The following is a 15,053-nucleotide window of genomic DNA, read 5'->3' as shown; positions in this document are numbered from 1 at the left end:
AAAAAATATTCAAAAACAATTCGTTATGCGGTATTTTTTGGTCAAGGCCAGAAAGGCGTCAAGTTTGGTATCATTTTGAGGGGTCGATCTGATTCCATGCCTTCATGCGAGCCCGAAACCAGGTGCGTTGTCGTTTAGCGAATTGTCGTGTCGCAATCGTTGCGCGATCGCGGGCTTGATCGAGCGTCATTGAGCCGCTCAGATACGCTCTGAGCTCTGGCACCCCGATTGCTTTGCAGGCTGGCAGGTTTGGATCAAAACGGTCTAGCATTGCGCGTACCTCTTCAATAGCGCCTTGCTCTAGCATTTGATCAAACCGGCGTTCTATTCGTGCCAAAAGCCAAGCCTTATCAACGTCTAACACGATCGGCACCGTGTCTTTCAGATTCAGAGCCGGCGGCGGAGTGTCGGACTGCCAGGACAGCAGGCTGCGTCCGGTGGCGCGCTGCACTTCCCAGGCGCGCTGCACACGCGCCCGGTTCTGTACGTCCAGACCAGCCAGTGTTTCATCGTCGACCCCTGTAATGAGCTCAGGCAGTGAGGTCTGGTCTGCCTCAGCCCGTATCTCTACTGGGGTGGTAGGGATCTGTGCCATGCCTTCGGTTAGCGCGGTGAAATACAAACCAGTGCCGCCCACAATGATCGGACGATGCGCACCGTTCAGCAAGGGCGTTACCTCCCGCAGCCAATGCCCGGTCGAATAGTCCTGATCGTATGCAATGTGACCATACAGGCGATGTGGCGCGCGGGCTTCTTCTTCTTCTGACGGGCGCGCCGAGACAACCCGCCAGCAATCATACACCTGGCTGGCATCCGCGTTGACGATCACGCCACCAAATCGTTCGGCAACCTCAAGCGCCAGGGCGGATTTTCCGGAAGCGGTCGGACCTGCAATCAGAACCGGTTTGTCATCGGGAACAGGAGGCAGGTGTTGAAAATACTGTGCTATTGATTGCTGGGTCATGTGCGGTTGCCTCAATCCTCACCAACCGCATTGAACCTGCGGAGCTTTTGCTTCATTTTGCGCCGGAAATTAAACCCGTGCCAGCCCGGAGCGCAATATGAGCCTTTCCCCTTCGTTAGAAACCGCTAAATCCCCGAAAACAAAGTATAACAGGGTGATGCTGAAAATCTCGGGCGAGGCGTTGATGGGAGATCAGGGATTCGGCCTGCACCCGCCAACAGTTCAGCGTATCGCGCAAGAAGTGAAGTCGGTTCACGATCTGGGCGTCGAGATCTGCATGGTGATCGGCGGCGGCAACATCTTCCGGGGGCTGAGCGGATCGGCGCAAGGAATGGAGCGGACCACAGCCGACTATATGGGTATGCTGGCCACTGTAATGAACGCGCTGGGAATGCAGTCGGCACTAGAGGAAATCGGAGTGTTCACCCGTGTGATCTCGGCCATTCGCATGGATGAGGTGTGTGAACCCTATATCCGCCGCCGCGCGGTACGGCACCTAGAGAAAAAGCGGGTTTGCATTTTCGCTGCCGGTACTGGCAACCCGTATTTCACCACAGACACTGCAGCCACTCTGCGCGCCAATGAAATGGCGTGCGAGGCCATTTTTATGGGTAAAAACGGTGTTGATGGGGTTTATGACAAAGATCCCAAACAACACGCCGACGCCGTGCGGTATGACACCGTGACCTACGATGATGTTCTGGCCAAGCGCCTGCGCGTTATGGATGCCTCGGCCATTGCGCTGGCGCGCGACAACAATCTGCCTCTGATTGTCTTCGGTCTGGACGAACCCGGCGGGTTCCGCGGAATTCTGGCGGGCGAGGGGACGTATACCAAAGTTCAGGGTTAAACCCGACGCTGAACCGCTTACAAAACCCCGGCGCTGTGCCGGGGTTTTCTTTTATGCTGCGCCTTGACGGTCATGGATGTGACTGTCTAAGTGTCCGTGCTCTTTTTACGAAAGAGCTGCCCCGTAGTTCGCCACTTTGACGTGCGACTACAGGCTGGGCTGGAAGACCTGCCGTGATTTCTGAGACGCCCGGAAACATGTGCGGGTATCTCATTGATCAAAAAGCGAAATAATAAGGAGCAATGAGGCATGAGCTCTCTGGATATTGACTTCGTGCGGGCGCAGTTCCCGGCTTTTTCCGAACCCAGCTTGCAAGGGCAGGCGTTCTTTGAAAACGCAGGTGGGTCATACACGTGTAAACCGGTGATCGACAGACTGACGCGGTTTTACACCCAACGCAAAGTCCAACCCTATGCGCCTTACGAGGCGAGCCGTCTGGGCGGTGCGGAAATGGACGAGGCCCGCGTCCGCATGGCTGCAATTCTGGGCGTCGACACAGACGAGCTGAGCTTTGGCCCATCGACAACGCAAAACACCTATGTTCTGGCGCAGGCGTTCCGGCAATGGATGAAGCCAGGCGAAGCTATTGTCGTAACAAATCAGGATCACGAGGCTAACTCTGGTCCTTGGCGGCGTTTGGCCGAGGCAGGGATCGAGATAAGGGAATGGCAGATTGATCCTGAAACCGGCTCGCTGAACCCTCAGGACTTAGAGAACATGCTGGACGAAAAGGTTCGTCTGGTTTGTTTCCCGCATTGTTCAAACGTGGTGGGTGAGATCAACCCAGTGACGGAAATCACCGCCATTGCGCATGCCGCCGGTGCATTTGTATGTGTGGACGGCGTATCTTACGCCCCGCATGGTTTCCCGAATGTTGGTGATCTGGGGCCGGATATCTATTTGTTTTCTGCCTATAAAACCTATGGTCCGCATCAGGGCTGCATGGTCATCCGCCGCACGATAGGAGAGTTGCTGCCCAATCAGGCGCATTATTTCAACGGTGATGTTCTGTATAAGCGCTTTACCCCGGCAGGTCCGGATCATGCGCAGATCGCGGCCAGTGCAGGCATGGCGGATTATGTCGAACTGCTAAATGCACATCATGGTGGGCCAGACAGTGATGCGGCCGCGCAAGGCGAGTTTGTGCATAACCTGATGCGCATGCGCGAAGTGTCTTTGCTGCAACCTGTGTTGGATGCGGTCAAGGATCGCAACGCAGTGCGCCTGATCGGAACATCCGATGCGACCCGGCGCGCACCGACGGTTGCGTTGTCCCTGAACCGACCTGCGGGCCCTGTTGCCGACGAACTGTCCCAATACGGCGTCATGGCGAGCGGTGGTGATTTTTATGCCGTACGTGCGTTGCAGGCCATGGGGGTCGAGCCAGAGCAGGGTGTGTTGCGGGTGAGCTTCACGCACTATACCTCGCAACAGGAAATTGATCAGCTTTTAGACGCACTTGAACGCGTTTTATGATCCACTTTCCCTGAGCCTTCGTAGTACGAAGAAAACCTCAGGGCGGACATGAAAGACGAGCACACTCCGATTATTATGTGGTTCCGACGGGATTTGCGCCTGTCGGACCATCCAGCCTTAACCGCAGCGGCTGAAAGCGGTCGCCCGGTTGTTCCGGTCTTTCTTCACGATGACCTTGTCGAACAGTTGGGGGCCGCCCCAAAGTGGCGCTTGGGGTTGGGGTTGGAGGCGTTTTCCAGATCCCTTGACGGTCTCGGCAGCCGATTGATCCTGCGTCGCGGCGACGCGCTGGCCCAATTGCAAGCTCTCATCCAAGAGACAGGTGCTGGCGCTGTTTATTGGTCCCGATCTTATGATCCCGCATCGATAGCGCGCGACAAAAAGATCAAGTCAGTGTTTACGGAACAGGGTGTGATGGCAAAATCCTTTGCCGGGCATTTGCTGTTTGAACCCTGGGCTGTGGCGACCAAAACCGGCCAGCCGTTTCGCGTCTACACGCCAATGTGGCGCGCTGTTCAAGGGCGAGATGTACCTGCGCCTAACGCCTCTGTGACGGGATTGCTTGCTCCTGCAAAATGGCCATCAACAGAGGAACTGCACAAGTGGCAGTTGGATCGTGCCATGAACAGGGGCGCGTCGATCGTGCGCCCATATGTACACCCCGGCGAGCAAGCTGCCCACGAACATCTAAACGTGTTTTTGGACCGTGTTGCGCTGTATTCCAAACACCGCGATCGGCTGGATTTGGACGGAACATCCAATCTGTCGGAATATCTCGCGCTAGGCGAGATAGGCCCGCGCACAGTCTGGCATCGAGTTCAGCAGGCCGCATTGATGGGCGTATCAGGCACTGATGCCTTCCTGCGCCAGCTTGTTTGGCGCGAGTTTGCCTATCACCTGATGTACCACACACCACAGTTGGTCACGGGCAACTGGAAGCCGGAATGGGACAGTTTCCCGTGGAACACAGATCCGAACCACCCCGAAGTTGTCGCCTGGACGCAGGCAAGAACCGGTGTCCCCGTGGTCGACGCAGGCTTGCGGCAAATGTATGTCACGGGCCGAATGCACAACCGAACCCGGATGATTGTCGCCAGTTACCTGACCAAGCATCTGATGACACACTGGAAAATCGGGATGCGGTGGTTTGATGACTGTCTGATCGATTGGGACCCGGCCTGCAACGCAATGGGATGGCAATGGGTGGCGGGCTCGGGCCCTGACGCGGCACCGTTCTTTCGCATTTTCAACCCGCAGACGCAGGCTGAGAAGTTCGATCCGGATGGAACTTATCTGAAGCGCTGGATCGCTGAAGGCGAGAAAAGCCCGAGCGACACGGCCATTTCGTATTTTGAGGCTGTTCCAAAGTCTTGGGGTTTGCGCCCAGACGCAGATTACCCTGCACCGATTGTTGCTTTGGCCGAGGGGCGAACCCGTGCGCTGAGCGCATATGAAAGCCGAAAATCCCACTAAGGAATTGAAAACTTGCCAGAAACAGAATCGCGGCCTAGCCTTACATCAATACCGCAGAGGGGAGAGCGGATGATCCTGACGACAACCGAAGGGCAGAAGGATCTGCCCAGATATTTCGCGCAAGTCTTCAAGATGCTGACCAATATGGAACACGGGCGTCTGGATATCACGCTGCCAGATGGCCGAACATTTCGCGCCGAAGGCACTAAGCCGGGGCCGGTGGCTCAGGTCGACGTCCATGACGATGACGTCTTTGCGCGTTTGATCCGCGAAGGAGAGCTGGGCTTTTCCGACGCCTATCTTGATGGTCACTGGAGCACGCCCGACCTGCGATCCTTCATGGACGTCGTGCATTTGGGCTCTGAAACCGTATATGACGGGTTTACGGGAAAATTCTTGGTTCAAGCCTATGAACGGCTGAGATTTTGGCTGCACCGCAACAACCGGGCGCAGGCAAAGAAAAACATCTCGTATCACTACGATCTGGGCAATGATTTCTACGGCCTGTGGCTGGACGAGACGATGACCTATTCCAGTGCGATCTTCGAAACAGGGCAAGAAAGCTTGGAAAAGGCACAAACCGCGAAATATGCAAGCCTTGTGGATGAGATGGGCGCGAAGCCGGGCGATCACATACTGGAAATCGGCTGCGGCTGGGGCGGGTTTGCAGAATACGCCGCCAAGGAACGTGGCCTGCGCGTCACATGTTTGACGATCAGCCAAGAGCAGTTCAAGTATGCCAAAGAACGTATTGAAAAGGCGGGATTATCAGATCTGGTAGAATTCAAGCTGCAAGATTACCGCGACGAACAGGGCCAATATGACGGCATCGCTTCAATCGAGATGTTCGAGGCCGTCGGTCAAAAATATTGGCCCGTTTATTTCGAAACGGTACGAGAGCGACTAAAACCCGGTGCGCAAGCGACGTTACAGATCATTACCGTGGGTGATCATCGCTGGGACTACTACAAGAATGGCGTTGATTTTATTCAGAAATACATCTTTCCAGGCGGAATGCTTCCGTCGCCGTCGATCTTGCGACAACAGATCGACCAGGCTGGCTTGAGTGTGGTGAAATCGAAAGAGTTCGGCAAAAGCTATGACCTGACACTGCGCCGCTGGTACGAGACGTTCAACGACAAGTGGGATCAAATTGCTGAGATGGGCTTTGATGAGCGTTTTCGCCGCATGTGGAATTATTATTTGACCGCATGTGGCGCGGCCTTTGACACAAGCAATTGTGATGTGACACAGATCACAATAGCAAAACCAAGTTAATGAACGGACTGTCACATGCCCACAGCCTCGCGTCTTGTCGCCGCTCTTTGCCTTGTCGTGCTGGCTTTCGTTGTCTCTGGGATGATCATCGACAATGGTGAAGAGGGTAAGGACTATGGTTACTTTACCTATGTGAACATGGCGTTAGGCGCGGTCTGCGGCTGGACCATCATGGGTAAGCGCGCCGGGCGAGGATGGACGGCGGGGATCAACAATGGCCTGACGGGTGTCGCGTCGCTGGTGTTTTGGGCGTTGTTCGTGCAGGGGTGTTACGAGATGTTCCGCCTTGCCATGCGCAACAGATATGGCGGTCCCTTCGAGGCGGTTCTGGCTATTTTCAAAATCGGGGTCGATTATGGCAAACTGCTGATCACGCCTGAAATACTACTTGCGTTTGCTATTGGGTCGGTTGTTGCTGGTTTGGCCACCGAGCAGGCCCACCGCCAATGGCGTTGAAGCAATCCATTATCTGAGAGTTCGAGTTTGCCTAACTTATTTTTCTATGGAACGCTGCGGTATTTGCCGTTGCTCGAACGTGTTTTGGGCCGCTCTTTACAAGAGATTTCAGTTCAAACGGCGATGTTGCCTGATCATGCCGTTTGGGCTGTTCAGGGTCAGGATTTTCCTATGATCCAGACGTCAGGGGGTGACAGCGCCCAAGGCGTATTCGTTCAAGATTTGTCGTCCAAAGACCTGGCTCGGTTGGCATTTTATGAGGGTGCGTTTGATTATGACCTGACACCCGTAAAGGTGGTTCTGCATGACGGGACCAAACAGGAAGCACAGGTCTTTTTCCCTGCACCAGGCAGTTGGGAGCCGGACGGTCCCTGGTCTTTGCAACGGTGGGCGGACCGGTTGGGTGAGATCACCGCTCTGGCTGCAGAAGAAGAGATGGCATATTTCGGCCGGCTGAAGCCTCAGGATATGGCTGGCAATATTCGCGCGATTCAAACACGGGCCTGGGCCAAGATTCTTGCGGGCAAACGGCGCACTGGCGATCTGAGAGATACAAGCAAGGACGTTATCGTGCATCGCCACGATCGTGCCTATGTGAACTATTTCGGGATGGAAGAGGTTGACCTTCAGCATCGGCAGCATGATGGCACCATGGGCCCCGTGCTGCAGCGGGGCAGCCTGATGCAAGGCAGTGCAGTGTCCGTTCTGCCTTACGATCCGGTGCGCGATACTGTGCTTGTTGTCGAACAATTCAGGCCACCGGCCTTTTTGATCAACGACCCCGAACCCTGGCTGTGGGAGGCCGTGGCCGGGATGATAGATCCAGGCGAAGAGCCGGAACAAGCAGCCCATCGTGAGGCGATGGAAGAAGCAGGTGTAACGTTTGACCGGCTTGAGTACGCGGGCGGGGCATATTCGTCTAGCGGGTCTTCCACCGGGTTCATGTATCTGTATGTCGGATTGGGTGACTTGACCCATACCACCACAACTGGCGGCCTTGATACCGAAGGCGAAGATATTCGAAGTCAGATACTGCCTTTTGATACGTTCATAGAGATGACGGATCGTCATGTTTTCAAAGACGTACAACTTGTGGCACTGGCCTATTGGCTGGCGCGCCACCGGGACAGGTTGCGCGCATGACTATCATGCTTGTGGTCGCGGCGGCGCGGCTGTAAATCTTCTCTGATACCAAACGACAAGAGGGCGCCATGCGCATTGCACGAGACCTTGCCGACGCAGTCGGGAAAACACCACTGATCCGGTTGAAGCGCATCAGTGAAGAAACCGGTTGTGAGATCCTCGGAAAGGCCGAGTTCATGAATCCCGGCCAGTCCGTCAAGGACCGTGCGGCGCTGTACATCATCCGTGATGCGGTGGCCCGAGGCGAGTTGAAGCCCGGCGGCACGATTGTCGAGGGAACAGCGGGCAACACCGGGATTGGTCTGGCACTGGTCGGCGCGTCCATGGGGTTCAAGACGGTGATTGTAATCCCGGAAACCCAGTCGGAAGAGAAGAAAGACATGCTGCGCCTTGCGGGTGCGCAGTTGGTTCAGGTTCCGGCCGCACCCTATCGCAACCCCAACAACTTCGTGCACTATTCGCGTCGTTTGGCCGAGCAATTGGCAAAAACCGAACCCAATGGCGCGATTTGGGCAAACCAGTTCGACAATGTTGCCAACCGTCAGGCGCATGTGGAAACCACCGGCCCTGAAATCTGGGAGCAAACCGACGGTAAAGTCGACGGTTTTGTCTGCGCCGTAGGCTCTGGCGGAACTCTGGCCGGCGTGGCCGACGCTTTGCAGCCCAAAGGTGTGAAAATTGGCCTGGTCGATCCGATGGGGGCAGGGCTTTATTCTTACTACACCACTGGTGAAATCGCGATGGAAGGCAGTTCCATTGCCGAAGGCATCGGTCAAGTGCGCATCACCAAGAACCTTGAGGGCTTCAAGCCGGACTTCTCATACCAGATGACGGATAATGAGGCGTTGCCGCTGATCTTCGATCTGCTGCGCGAGGAAGGGCTGGTCATGGGTGGCTCGACCGCCATCAACATGGCCGGAGCGGTGCGTCTGGCAAAGGATCTTGGGCCGGGCCACACCATCGTTACCATTCTTTGTGACTACGGAACCCGCTATCAGTCCAAGCTGTTCAACCCGGAATTCCTGCGCGAGAAGGAACTGCCGGTACCGGATTGGATGACCGAGGCCCCCCGAAGCATTCCGGGCGTGTTCGAGGACGTATGATGCTGGCGCAGGTCCGCCTGTTTCTTACCCTGTTCTTTCTGTGCCTAGTTGGGTTCGCAGGCGGCGCGGATGCGCAGCTGAGTAACCGGCAGAGCGAATATTATCAGGGGTGGTTGAAAACGGCGGACCGTGCAGAAGATGTGATCGAGGCGAACCGTGCCTCGGACGCAGCTCTGGAAAATTTACGTTCAGAAATTAATAGTTACAGGGACGACTTTAACAGAGCGAGAAGCGCCAACACCGACCGTATTTCCACGTTGGACAGTCAAATCAACGCACTTGGTCCCAAGCCCGAAGGGGACGCGACCGAGCCGGAAGATATTGCAACGTTGCGGGCGCATCTGGAAAAACAGCTAAACAGCTTGCGCGTGCCGCGGATTATTTCCGAGGAGGCATATAGCCGTGCCAACGGTTTGATCAGCGAAATAGATCAGATCCTGCGTACGCGGCAGACCAAGGAGTTCTTTGAACAAGGTCCGTCGCCGATAAACCCCGCATACTGGGGTCCGGCATGGGTGGACGTAAAAGAAGCAATCCAGAGCCTCGGAAATGAAACGATCACCAACTTTCGTTCAGACGTTGTGCGCGAACAAATCCGTGACCGCGGATTGGCAATTTTCGTACTGCTGGCCCTTTCAGCTGTACTGCTGATTTTTGGCAAAAAGTGGTCCGAACGTGGGGGGGAATACTTAAGGCTTTGGGGCGGGTCCGGCACTGGGGTTTGGTCTTTCGTCATTTCGCTTTTACGCATTCTGTTGCCTTGGATTGGGGTTCTGGCCGCGGTAACTGCGATAAGCCTGACTGGTGTTACGGGACTGAGGGGAAGCCTGCTGCTGCAAAACATCCCGTATTGGGCAGGGATAATCCTGTTCTACGACTGGATTGGTCGGCAGGTATATGTGATCGGCGCGTCGCAGGGGTTCAAACGGCTGTCCGCTGCAAAAATAAGAGAGCTGCGCCTGTACATCGACCTGCTTGCCGTGATGCTGATTTTGCACGAATTGGCACTGCTGTTCGAACGGATCGAAAACATCTCGGATGCGACCCGAGCCGTTGTCAGTTTCCCGGTCATTGTCGCAACAGCTTTGTTGCTGCTGCGCATACGCCAAATTCGCACCACGGACGGTCCGCCTGACCAATCTGCATCAACTCGAGCGGCAGGCTTCAGCCAATTGGTCGAATTCTTGCGCCGGGCATTGTTCTTATTAGGGATAGCGTCTCCTATTCTGGCGATCTTTGGGTACACCAATGCGGCCGAAGCAATCGTGTTCCCTGCTGTGAAGACTCTGGTGCTCATCGGGGCGTTGGTCATCCTGCAAAGATTCATCAGCCAGATTTACGGCTGGATTACCGGGCAAGGGGACGCGGCTCGTGAGTCTCTTTTTGCGGTACTCGTCGGTTTTGCACTGGCCATAATTGCGCTGCCTATTCTGGCGATATATTGGGGTGCGCGTGAAACCGATCTGTTGGAAGCGTGGTCACGCTTACTGCTTGGTTTCGACATTGGCGGTGTCACGATTTCACCAACCAACTTCCTGACCTTTGTAGCTGTCTTCGCGATCGGTTACGCGTTGACTCGGTTGCTGCAAAGCGGGTTGCGCAATTCACTTCTACCGAAGACCAAAATTGATCCGGGTGGCCAAAACGCGATCGTGGCTGGTTCGGGCTATGTCGGCATATTTCTCGCTGCGCTTGTGGCAATCATGGTGGCCGGGTTTGACTTGTCGTCGCTTGCGATTGTCGCCGGTGCTTTGTCGGTCGGCATTGGCTTTGGTCTACAAACCATCGTGTCCAACTTTGTCTCTGGCATCATCCTTTTGGTGGAACGCCCCATTTCCAAGGGGGACTGGATTGATGTGAACGGTATGATGGGTTATGTGCGCGATATCTCGGTCCGCTCGACCCGGATCGAAACCTTCGACAGAACAGATGTGATCGTTCCAAATTCGGATCTGATCAGCGGCGTGGTGACGAACTATACCCGAGGCAACACAATTGGGCGTGTCATCGTGCCCGTTGGTGTCGCCTACGGTACCGATACGCGGCAGGTTGAAACCATTCTGGGTGAGATCGCCAATAACCATCCGATGGTTTTGGCAAACCCGGCGCCCAGTGTTGTATTTCAGGGCTTTGGCGCGGATTCCCTGGATTTCGAGATCCGCGCAATCCTGCGTGATGTGAACTGGGTGCTGTCCGTGAAGTCCGACATGAACCACGAGATCAACCGCAAATTCTCGGAAGCTGGTATCGAGATTCCCTTTGCTCAGCGCGACATCTGGTTGCGCAATCCCGAAGCTTTACAGCCTGATGTCAAAGATCAGAAGGGCCCTACCAAACCCGTGGAAAGCAAGCCCGAGGCCCCATCACAAAAACCCGCTGACCTGACAGAGGCTGATTTGGATCCAGACGCTGGTGACGAAGTTTAACGGCGTTATCCAACGTCCTTGAAACGATCTGAAATGGCCCGGTGAGAGCCGCACGGGGGCAGGGCAACTTATTTGGGTCATTCCCGATTTTTCGCCGCATTGGGGCCTTGCAAATCTGACCACATTCGTTCACATATCGCCGGCACGGAGAGGTGGCCGAGTGGTCGAAGGCGCACGCCTGGAAAGTGTGTAGGCGGGAAACCGTCTCCAGGGTTCGAATCCCTGTCTCTCCGCCACACTACCGCACCACCAGATACCAACCGGTGCGGAAAGCCCTTAATTTTATGGGCTTTTGACATCAGCATATACCACCAGATACTACCATAGCCCAGATGCTTAGGGGGACTTCGGGTGGACTGATGCGACAGACGCGACTGAACAAACTAACGGATCGGCAGGCCAAGACGGCAAAGCCCGGTAAGCATTCCGACGGCGGGGGCCTTTGGCTTGTCGTCAGTGAGTCGGGCAGCAAGAAGTGGGTATTGCGCCACACGGTGGCCGGGAAGCGTCGTGAAAAGGGGCTTGGTGGATATCCCGCAGTAGGTTTGGCCGATGCCAGAACCAAGGCCGCTGCGGTGCGCGACGGGCGGTTATCCAACTTGGATAACCGTGACCGTGATGTGACCACCTTCCGCCAAGCAATGGATCGATACCTGACCCTGCGCGGCAGTGACTGGTCCAACAGCAAGCACGCGGCACAATGGCCATCGACGCTCAATCGATACGCTGCGGACCTGATGAATATGCCGGTCAACGTGATCACCACCGCGCACGTCGCCGGGTGCCTGATCCCGATCTGGCAGACCAAGCCCGAGACTGCCAGCCGCGTGCGCCAGAGGATCGAACGCATCCTGTCGGCATCAATTGCCATGGGCGAACGCGACGGGCCGAACCCTGCCGGGTGGCGGGACAATCTGGAACTGATCTTGGGCAAGCAGGTGAAGCGCGTAAAGCACCATGCCGCCATTCCGCAATCCGACCTGCCGGACGCTTTTGCGACGATGTGGCACGCGCGCGGATCGGGGGCGGGTGCGCTGGGTGTGGTCTTGGTTTTCCTGACCTGTTTGCGATCCGGTGAAGTCAGGCGGCTGGAATGGTCCGATGTGGACGCTGACACCATCACCATACCCGAAGATCGGATGAAGGCCCGCAGGCGGCACAGGGTGCCCGTCACGCCCTTCTTGGGCAGTCTGCTGGCCGACATGCCGCGCTGGGGCTCTACCGACCTGCTGCTGCCGTCCAGCCGGATGACGGTGATAAGTGACATGACGATGTCAGCGGCCATGAAGCGGAACGGTCTGGGTCACGCGACGGTCCACGGCATCCGGTCGTCGTTTAGCGACTGGGCACATGACCAAGGATACCCGAATCGCCACGTCGAAGATGCGCTTGCACACACCGTCGGATCGGACGTGGAACGCGCTTACCGTCGGTCGGATTATCTTGAGGCGCGACGGCCCATGATGCAGCACTGGTGTGATCATCTGACCAGTAAGCTAAATATGGGTTAACACGTTACCATATTGATTTTATTATACTTTTTTGCTGGACTCGTTCGGTTTGGTTGTGATTGCTTTGTCCGCATTCCAACAAATTCGGACGGAAACTATGAAACGTAAAAACCCGCTACTGGCGACGGAAAAGGAACTGGACCAGATCGTCCCCCGCACCACCCGAAAACGCCTGATCAATGAAGGCAGGTTCCCTGCACCCAGACAGGTCAGCAACCAGCTTGTCGGCACGCCTTGGGTCGAAGTGGAAGATTGGGCCGATGAGTTGCCGGTATCCACGAACAAGTCGTGCAACCCCAAAGCACACCAAGGTGATGCGGCATGATTGACCCGGAACAGGAAATGGCTGAAGTGCGTGAGTTATCCGCACAGCGGAAGTTGCGTGAAGGGTCAGAACGCAGCAAGAAACACGTCCGTTTGGCCCGAGAATCCCACATCCAGCAGACGAAGAAAAACGCGGCCATGCGTGAGAAACAAAAGAGCCGTTGGGTTTGGGGGTCGAAGTAATGGTTTGCAACCAGTGCAACGGCACAGGCAAAGTCCGCGCACAGCAAGGTCATTTCACCGTCGAAAAGACTTGCCAGCAGTGCCGTGGCCTTGGTGACTGGGACGGGAAAAACACACCATTACCACCACCAGTAAGGCCGGTGAACAGACCGCAGAACTGGGTCCAGCATCCGAAGTTGCAGTGTCGTCTTCATAGCATCGATATTGAACGGTACGGCAAGATCGTGAACCTGCGAATTGCGGATGGTGAGTGTGTCGATATGAACGGCGCGATCCATCTTGCAGTGGCCGCGAGTCCCGAAGTCGAAATCATCCAGACGTGGGCCCACAAGATTCGCGACACGACCTACGTGAAGCGTCCCGACGGCTGGCACGCGTATTAAGAATTCATCCGCATGTAATAACCGGTGTCGTCATGGCCGACGGTGTTGCGGATGAAAAATCCCCCGGCCTTTAGCGGGCCGGGGGCGAACAAAAAACAACAACCCCAAACCACAAGGGTCGCCATGATGACTGATAATACACCCACGCCCCGACCGCAGCAAACCATCGGCTGGCACATGTGGGCACTGCGGCTTGGGTTTATGGGTACGATCCCCGTCATTCCACCCGGTGCTGAACTGCACGAACACAGCAAGGTCGATCCCGACGCGCGCGGCAAGGTGCCGGGTGATTTCTATGCCGGTAAGTGGGACGGATTGGGTGGCTGGCCCAGCTTTGTGATGTCAGAGTTCTACGCGACCCGCTTCGATCAACTGGGGGCCAATGTCGGCCTGATCCAAGGCGTCAATCAAGTGTCGTTTGATGCGGACCTGACCGATCCGGTTCTGGCCAACGCGGTCCACCAGCACATCTGGAACCGGGGCGGGGCGTACTGGCCCTATCGCGTCGGACAGGAACCCAAGAAGCTGTGGATGTTTGCGGTCGATGGCGAACCGGTCAAGTCGATGCAGGTGCCATTCAGCAAGGAAGACCATAAGCCCCAATTGCTGGAAATCAGAGGCACCAAGACACAGGTGGTCATCGCCGGGACGCATCCGTCGGGCGTGCCCTACCAGTGGCACAATTGGGACATGATGTCCTTGCAGGCGTTCCCGACCATCACCGCTGAATTGCTACATGAACTGGTCGAAGAATGCAGCGTCATCATCGAACAGCACGGCTGGAAACGCGGGCGCAAAACCCGCAACAATAATGATGACGGCACCGGGTCCAGCCTTGGGGCGGAACCGTTCGATCCCGCGCTGGTGCCGGAAGTGATGTCGTACCTGCGCAACGATGACCTTGCCCATGACGACTGGCGACGGGTCGCGTTTGCGCTGAAGGCATCCATGGGTGGGGACGGCTTGTCATACTTCCGGCAATGGTCCGCACTGTCGGGTAAGAATGACCCGACGTATACGGACAGGCTGTGGATGGAAATTGAACCGGACCATTCCGTCGGGTTTGGCACGCTGGTCACCTTGGCACGCGGATGTGCGGGCGGGGCCCTGCCGGGTGATCTGGACCATCGCATCCGATTGGGTGCAGCGCTCAAGGGCGCGCAGCAGGCCGGAATGCCCATGAATGGGCAGATACTGCTGCCACCGGGCGTTGACGGCCCTGTGGCGGTCCCTGCGCCGGACTCGGTCGTGCCATTGGTGCCGGTTGATCGCCCGTTCATGACCTATGCGGTGGACGGGGCAATGACCCCGTTCAAGAACAACTACCGCAACCTGATCGCCCACTTCCACAACACGGATGAATGGGCCGACTGCTTCGTGTTCGACGCCTTCCGTCAGCAGCCCGTCGTGGCCCAGTCCTATCCGGGGATGGGTGATTAGGTAATCGTCGGCCACCAGTTCGGTGACGCAGACGTCCGTCGCA

General features: G+C 56.2%; 14 protein-coding genes and 1 tRNA gene. 13 read left to right on the top strand and 2 right to left on the bottom strand.

The features are described 5' to 3' along the window. Positions 1-70: 70 nt before the first annotated feature. A complete protein-coding gene (gene miaA / locus ACXADZ_RS10000) occupies positions 71-964 on the bottom strand; it encodes a tRNA (adenosine(37)-N6)-dimethylallyltransferase MiaA (RefSeq protein WP_475195830.1) in 894 nt (297 codons plus the stop codon). 97 nt (positions 965-1,061) lie between these two features. Here miaA and pyrH point away from each other — a divergent pair, with 97 nt between their 5' ends. The 12 genes from pyrH (at position 1,062) to ACXADZ_RS09940 (ending at position 13,187) form a co-directional block, all read left to right on the top strand. Further along, positions 1,062-1,814 (top strand): UMP kinase, encoded by a 753-nt coding sequence (gene pyrH, locus ACXADZ_RS09995; protein WP_475195827.1) that lies wholly within the window; start codon positions 1,062-1,064, stop codon positions 1,812-1,814. A 249-nt stretch (positions 1,815-2,063) separates the two neighbouring features. Further along, positions 2,064-3,290: an aminotransferase class V-fold PLP-dependent enzyme gene (locus tag ACXADZ_RS09990; RefSeq protein WP_475195824.1), complete on the top strand. Its 1,227-nt coding sequence runs from the start codon at positions 2,064-2,066 to the stop codon at positions 3,288-3,290. A gap of 48 nt (positions 3,291-3,338) precedes the next feature. Further along, the gene (locus ACXADZ_RS09985; RefSeq protein WP_475195822.1) at positions 3,339-4,763 is read left to right on the top strand and encodes a cryptochrome/photolyase family protein; all 1,425 of its coding nucleotides are present in this window, start codon (positions 3,339-3,341) and stop codon (positions 4,761-4,763) included. A gap of 69 nt (positions 4,764-4,832) precedes the next feature. Next, positions 4,833-6,041, top strand: coding sequence for a class I SAM-dependent methyltransferase (locus ACXADZ_RS09980; protein WP_475195819.1), 1,209 nt, complete (start codon positions 4,833-4,835; stop codon positions 6,039-6,041). 15 nt (positions 6,042-6,056) lie between these two features. Beyond that, positions 6,057-6,497: a TrgA family protein gene (locus ACXADZ_RS09975; RefSeq protein WP_171668106.1), complete on the top strand. Its 441-nt coding sequence runs from the start codon at positions 6,057-6,059 to the stop codon at positions 6,495-6,497. Positions 6,498-6,524: 27 nt separating this feature from the next. After that, positions 6,525-7,640, top strand: a complete 1,116-nt coding sequence (locus ACXADZ_RS09970; RefSeq protein WP_475195817.1) for an NUDIX domain-containing protein — start codon at positions 6,525-6,527, stop codon at positions 7,638-7,640. Between the two features lie 68 nt (positions 7,641-7,708). Beyond that, complete coding sequence (locus ACXADZ_RS09965) at positions 7,709-8,743, top strand: cysteine synthase A (RefSeq protein ID WP_475195815.1); 1,035 nt, start codon at positions 7,709-7,711, stop codon at positions 8,741-8,743. Further along, positions 8,743-11,169, top strand: coding sequence for a DUF3772 domain-containing protein (locus ACXADZ_RS09960; RefSeq protein WP_475195812.1), 2,427 nt, complete (start codon positions 8,743-8,745; stop codon positions 11,167-11,169). Before ACXADZ_RS09965 ends, ACXADZ_RS09960 begins: the two co-directional genes overlap by 1 nt. Positions 11,170-11,315: 146 nt before the next feature. Beyond that, positions 11,316-11,405, top strand: a tRNA-Ser gene (locus ACXADZ_RS09955). A 123-nt stretch (positions 11,406-11,528) separates the two neighbouring features. After that, on the top strand, positions 11,529-12,680 hold the full coding sequence (locus ACXADZ_RS09950) for a tyrosine-type recombinase/integrase (RefSeq protein ID WP_475195809.1): 1,152 nt from the start codon (positions 11,529-11,531) through the stop codon (positions 12,678-12,680). Positions 12,681-12,777: 97 nt separating this feature from the next. Then, a complete protein-coding gene (locus ACXADZ_RS09945) occupies positions 12,778-13,005 on the top strand; it encodes a helix-turn-helix transcriptional regulator (protein ID WP_475195806.1) in 228 nt (75 codons plus the stop codon). Continuing rightward, on the top strand, positions 13,002-13,187 hold the full coding sequence (locus ACXADZ_RS09940; RefSeq protein WP_475195804.1) for a hypothetical protein: 186 nt from the start codon (positions 13,002-13,004) through the stop codon (positions 13,185-13,187). The genes ACXADZ_RS09945 and ACXADZ_RS09940 overlap by 4 nt, the downstream gene beginning before the upstream one ends. A gap of 119 nt (positions 13,188-13,306) precedes the next feature. Here ACXADZ_RS09940 and ACXADZ_RS09935 read toward each other — a convergent pair whose 3' ends face one another. Then, the gene (locus ACXADZ_RS09935; RefSeq protein WP_475198609.1) at positions 13,307-13,465 is read right to left on the bottom strand and encodes a hypothetical protein; all 159 of its coding nucleotides are present in this window, start codon (positions 13,463-13,465) and stop codon (positions 13,307-13,309) included. A gap of 231 nt (positions 13,466-13,696) precedes the next feature. On the opposite strand from ACXADZ_RS09935, the gene ACXADZ_RS09930 reads away from it, so the two are divergent. Next, a complete protein-coding gene (locus ACXADZ_RS09930) occupies positions 13,697-15,010 on the top strand; it encodes a PriCT-2 domain-containing protein (protein ID WP_475195800.1) in 1,314 nt (437 codons plus the stop codon). Positions 15,011-15,053 lie beyond the last annotated feature (43 nt).

Source organism: Ruegeria sp. ABM4_193, assembly GCF_056158705.1.
The sequence above is the reverse complement of the archived record's forward strand: the minus strand, read 5'-3'. Positions and strand labels throughout refer to the sequence as shown.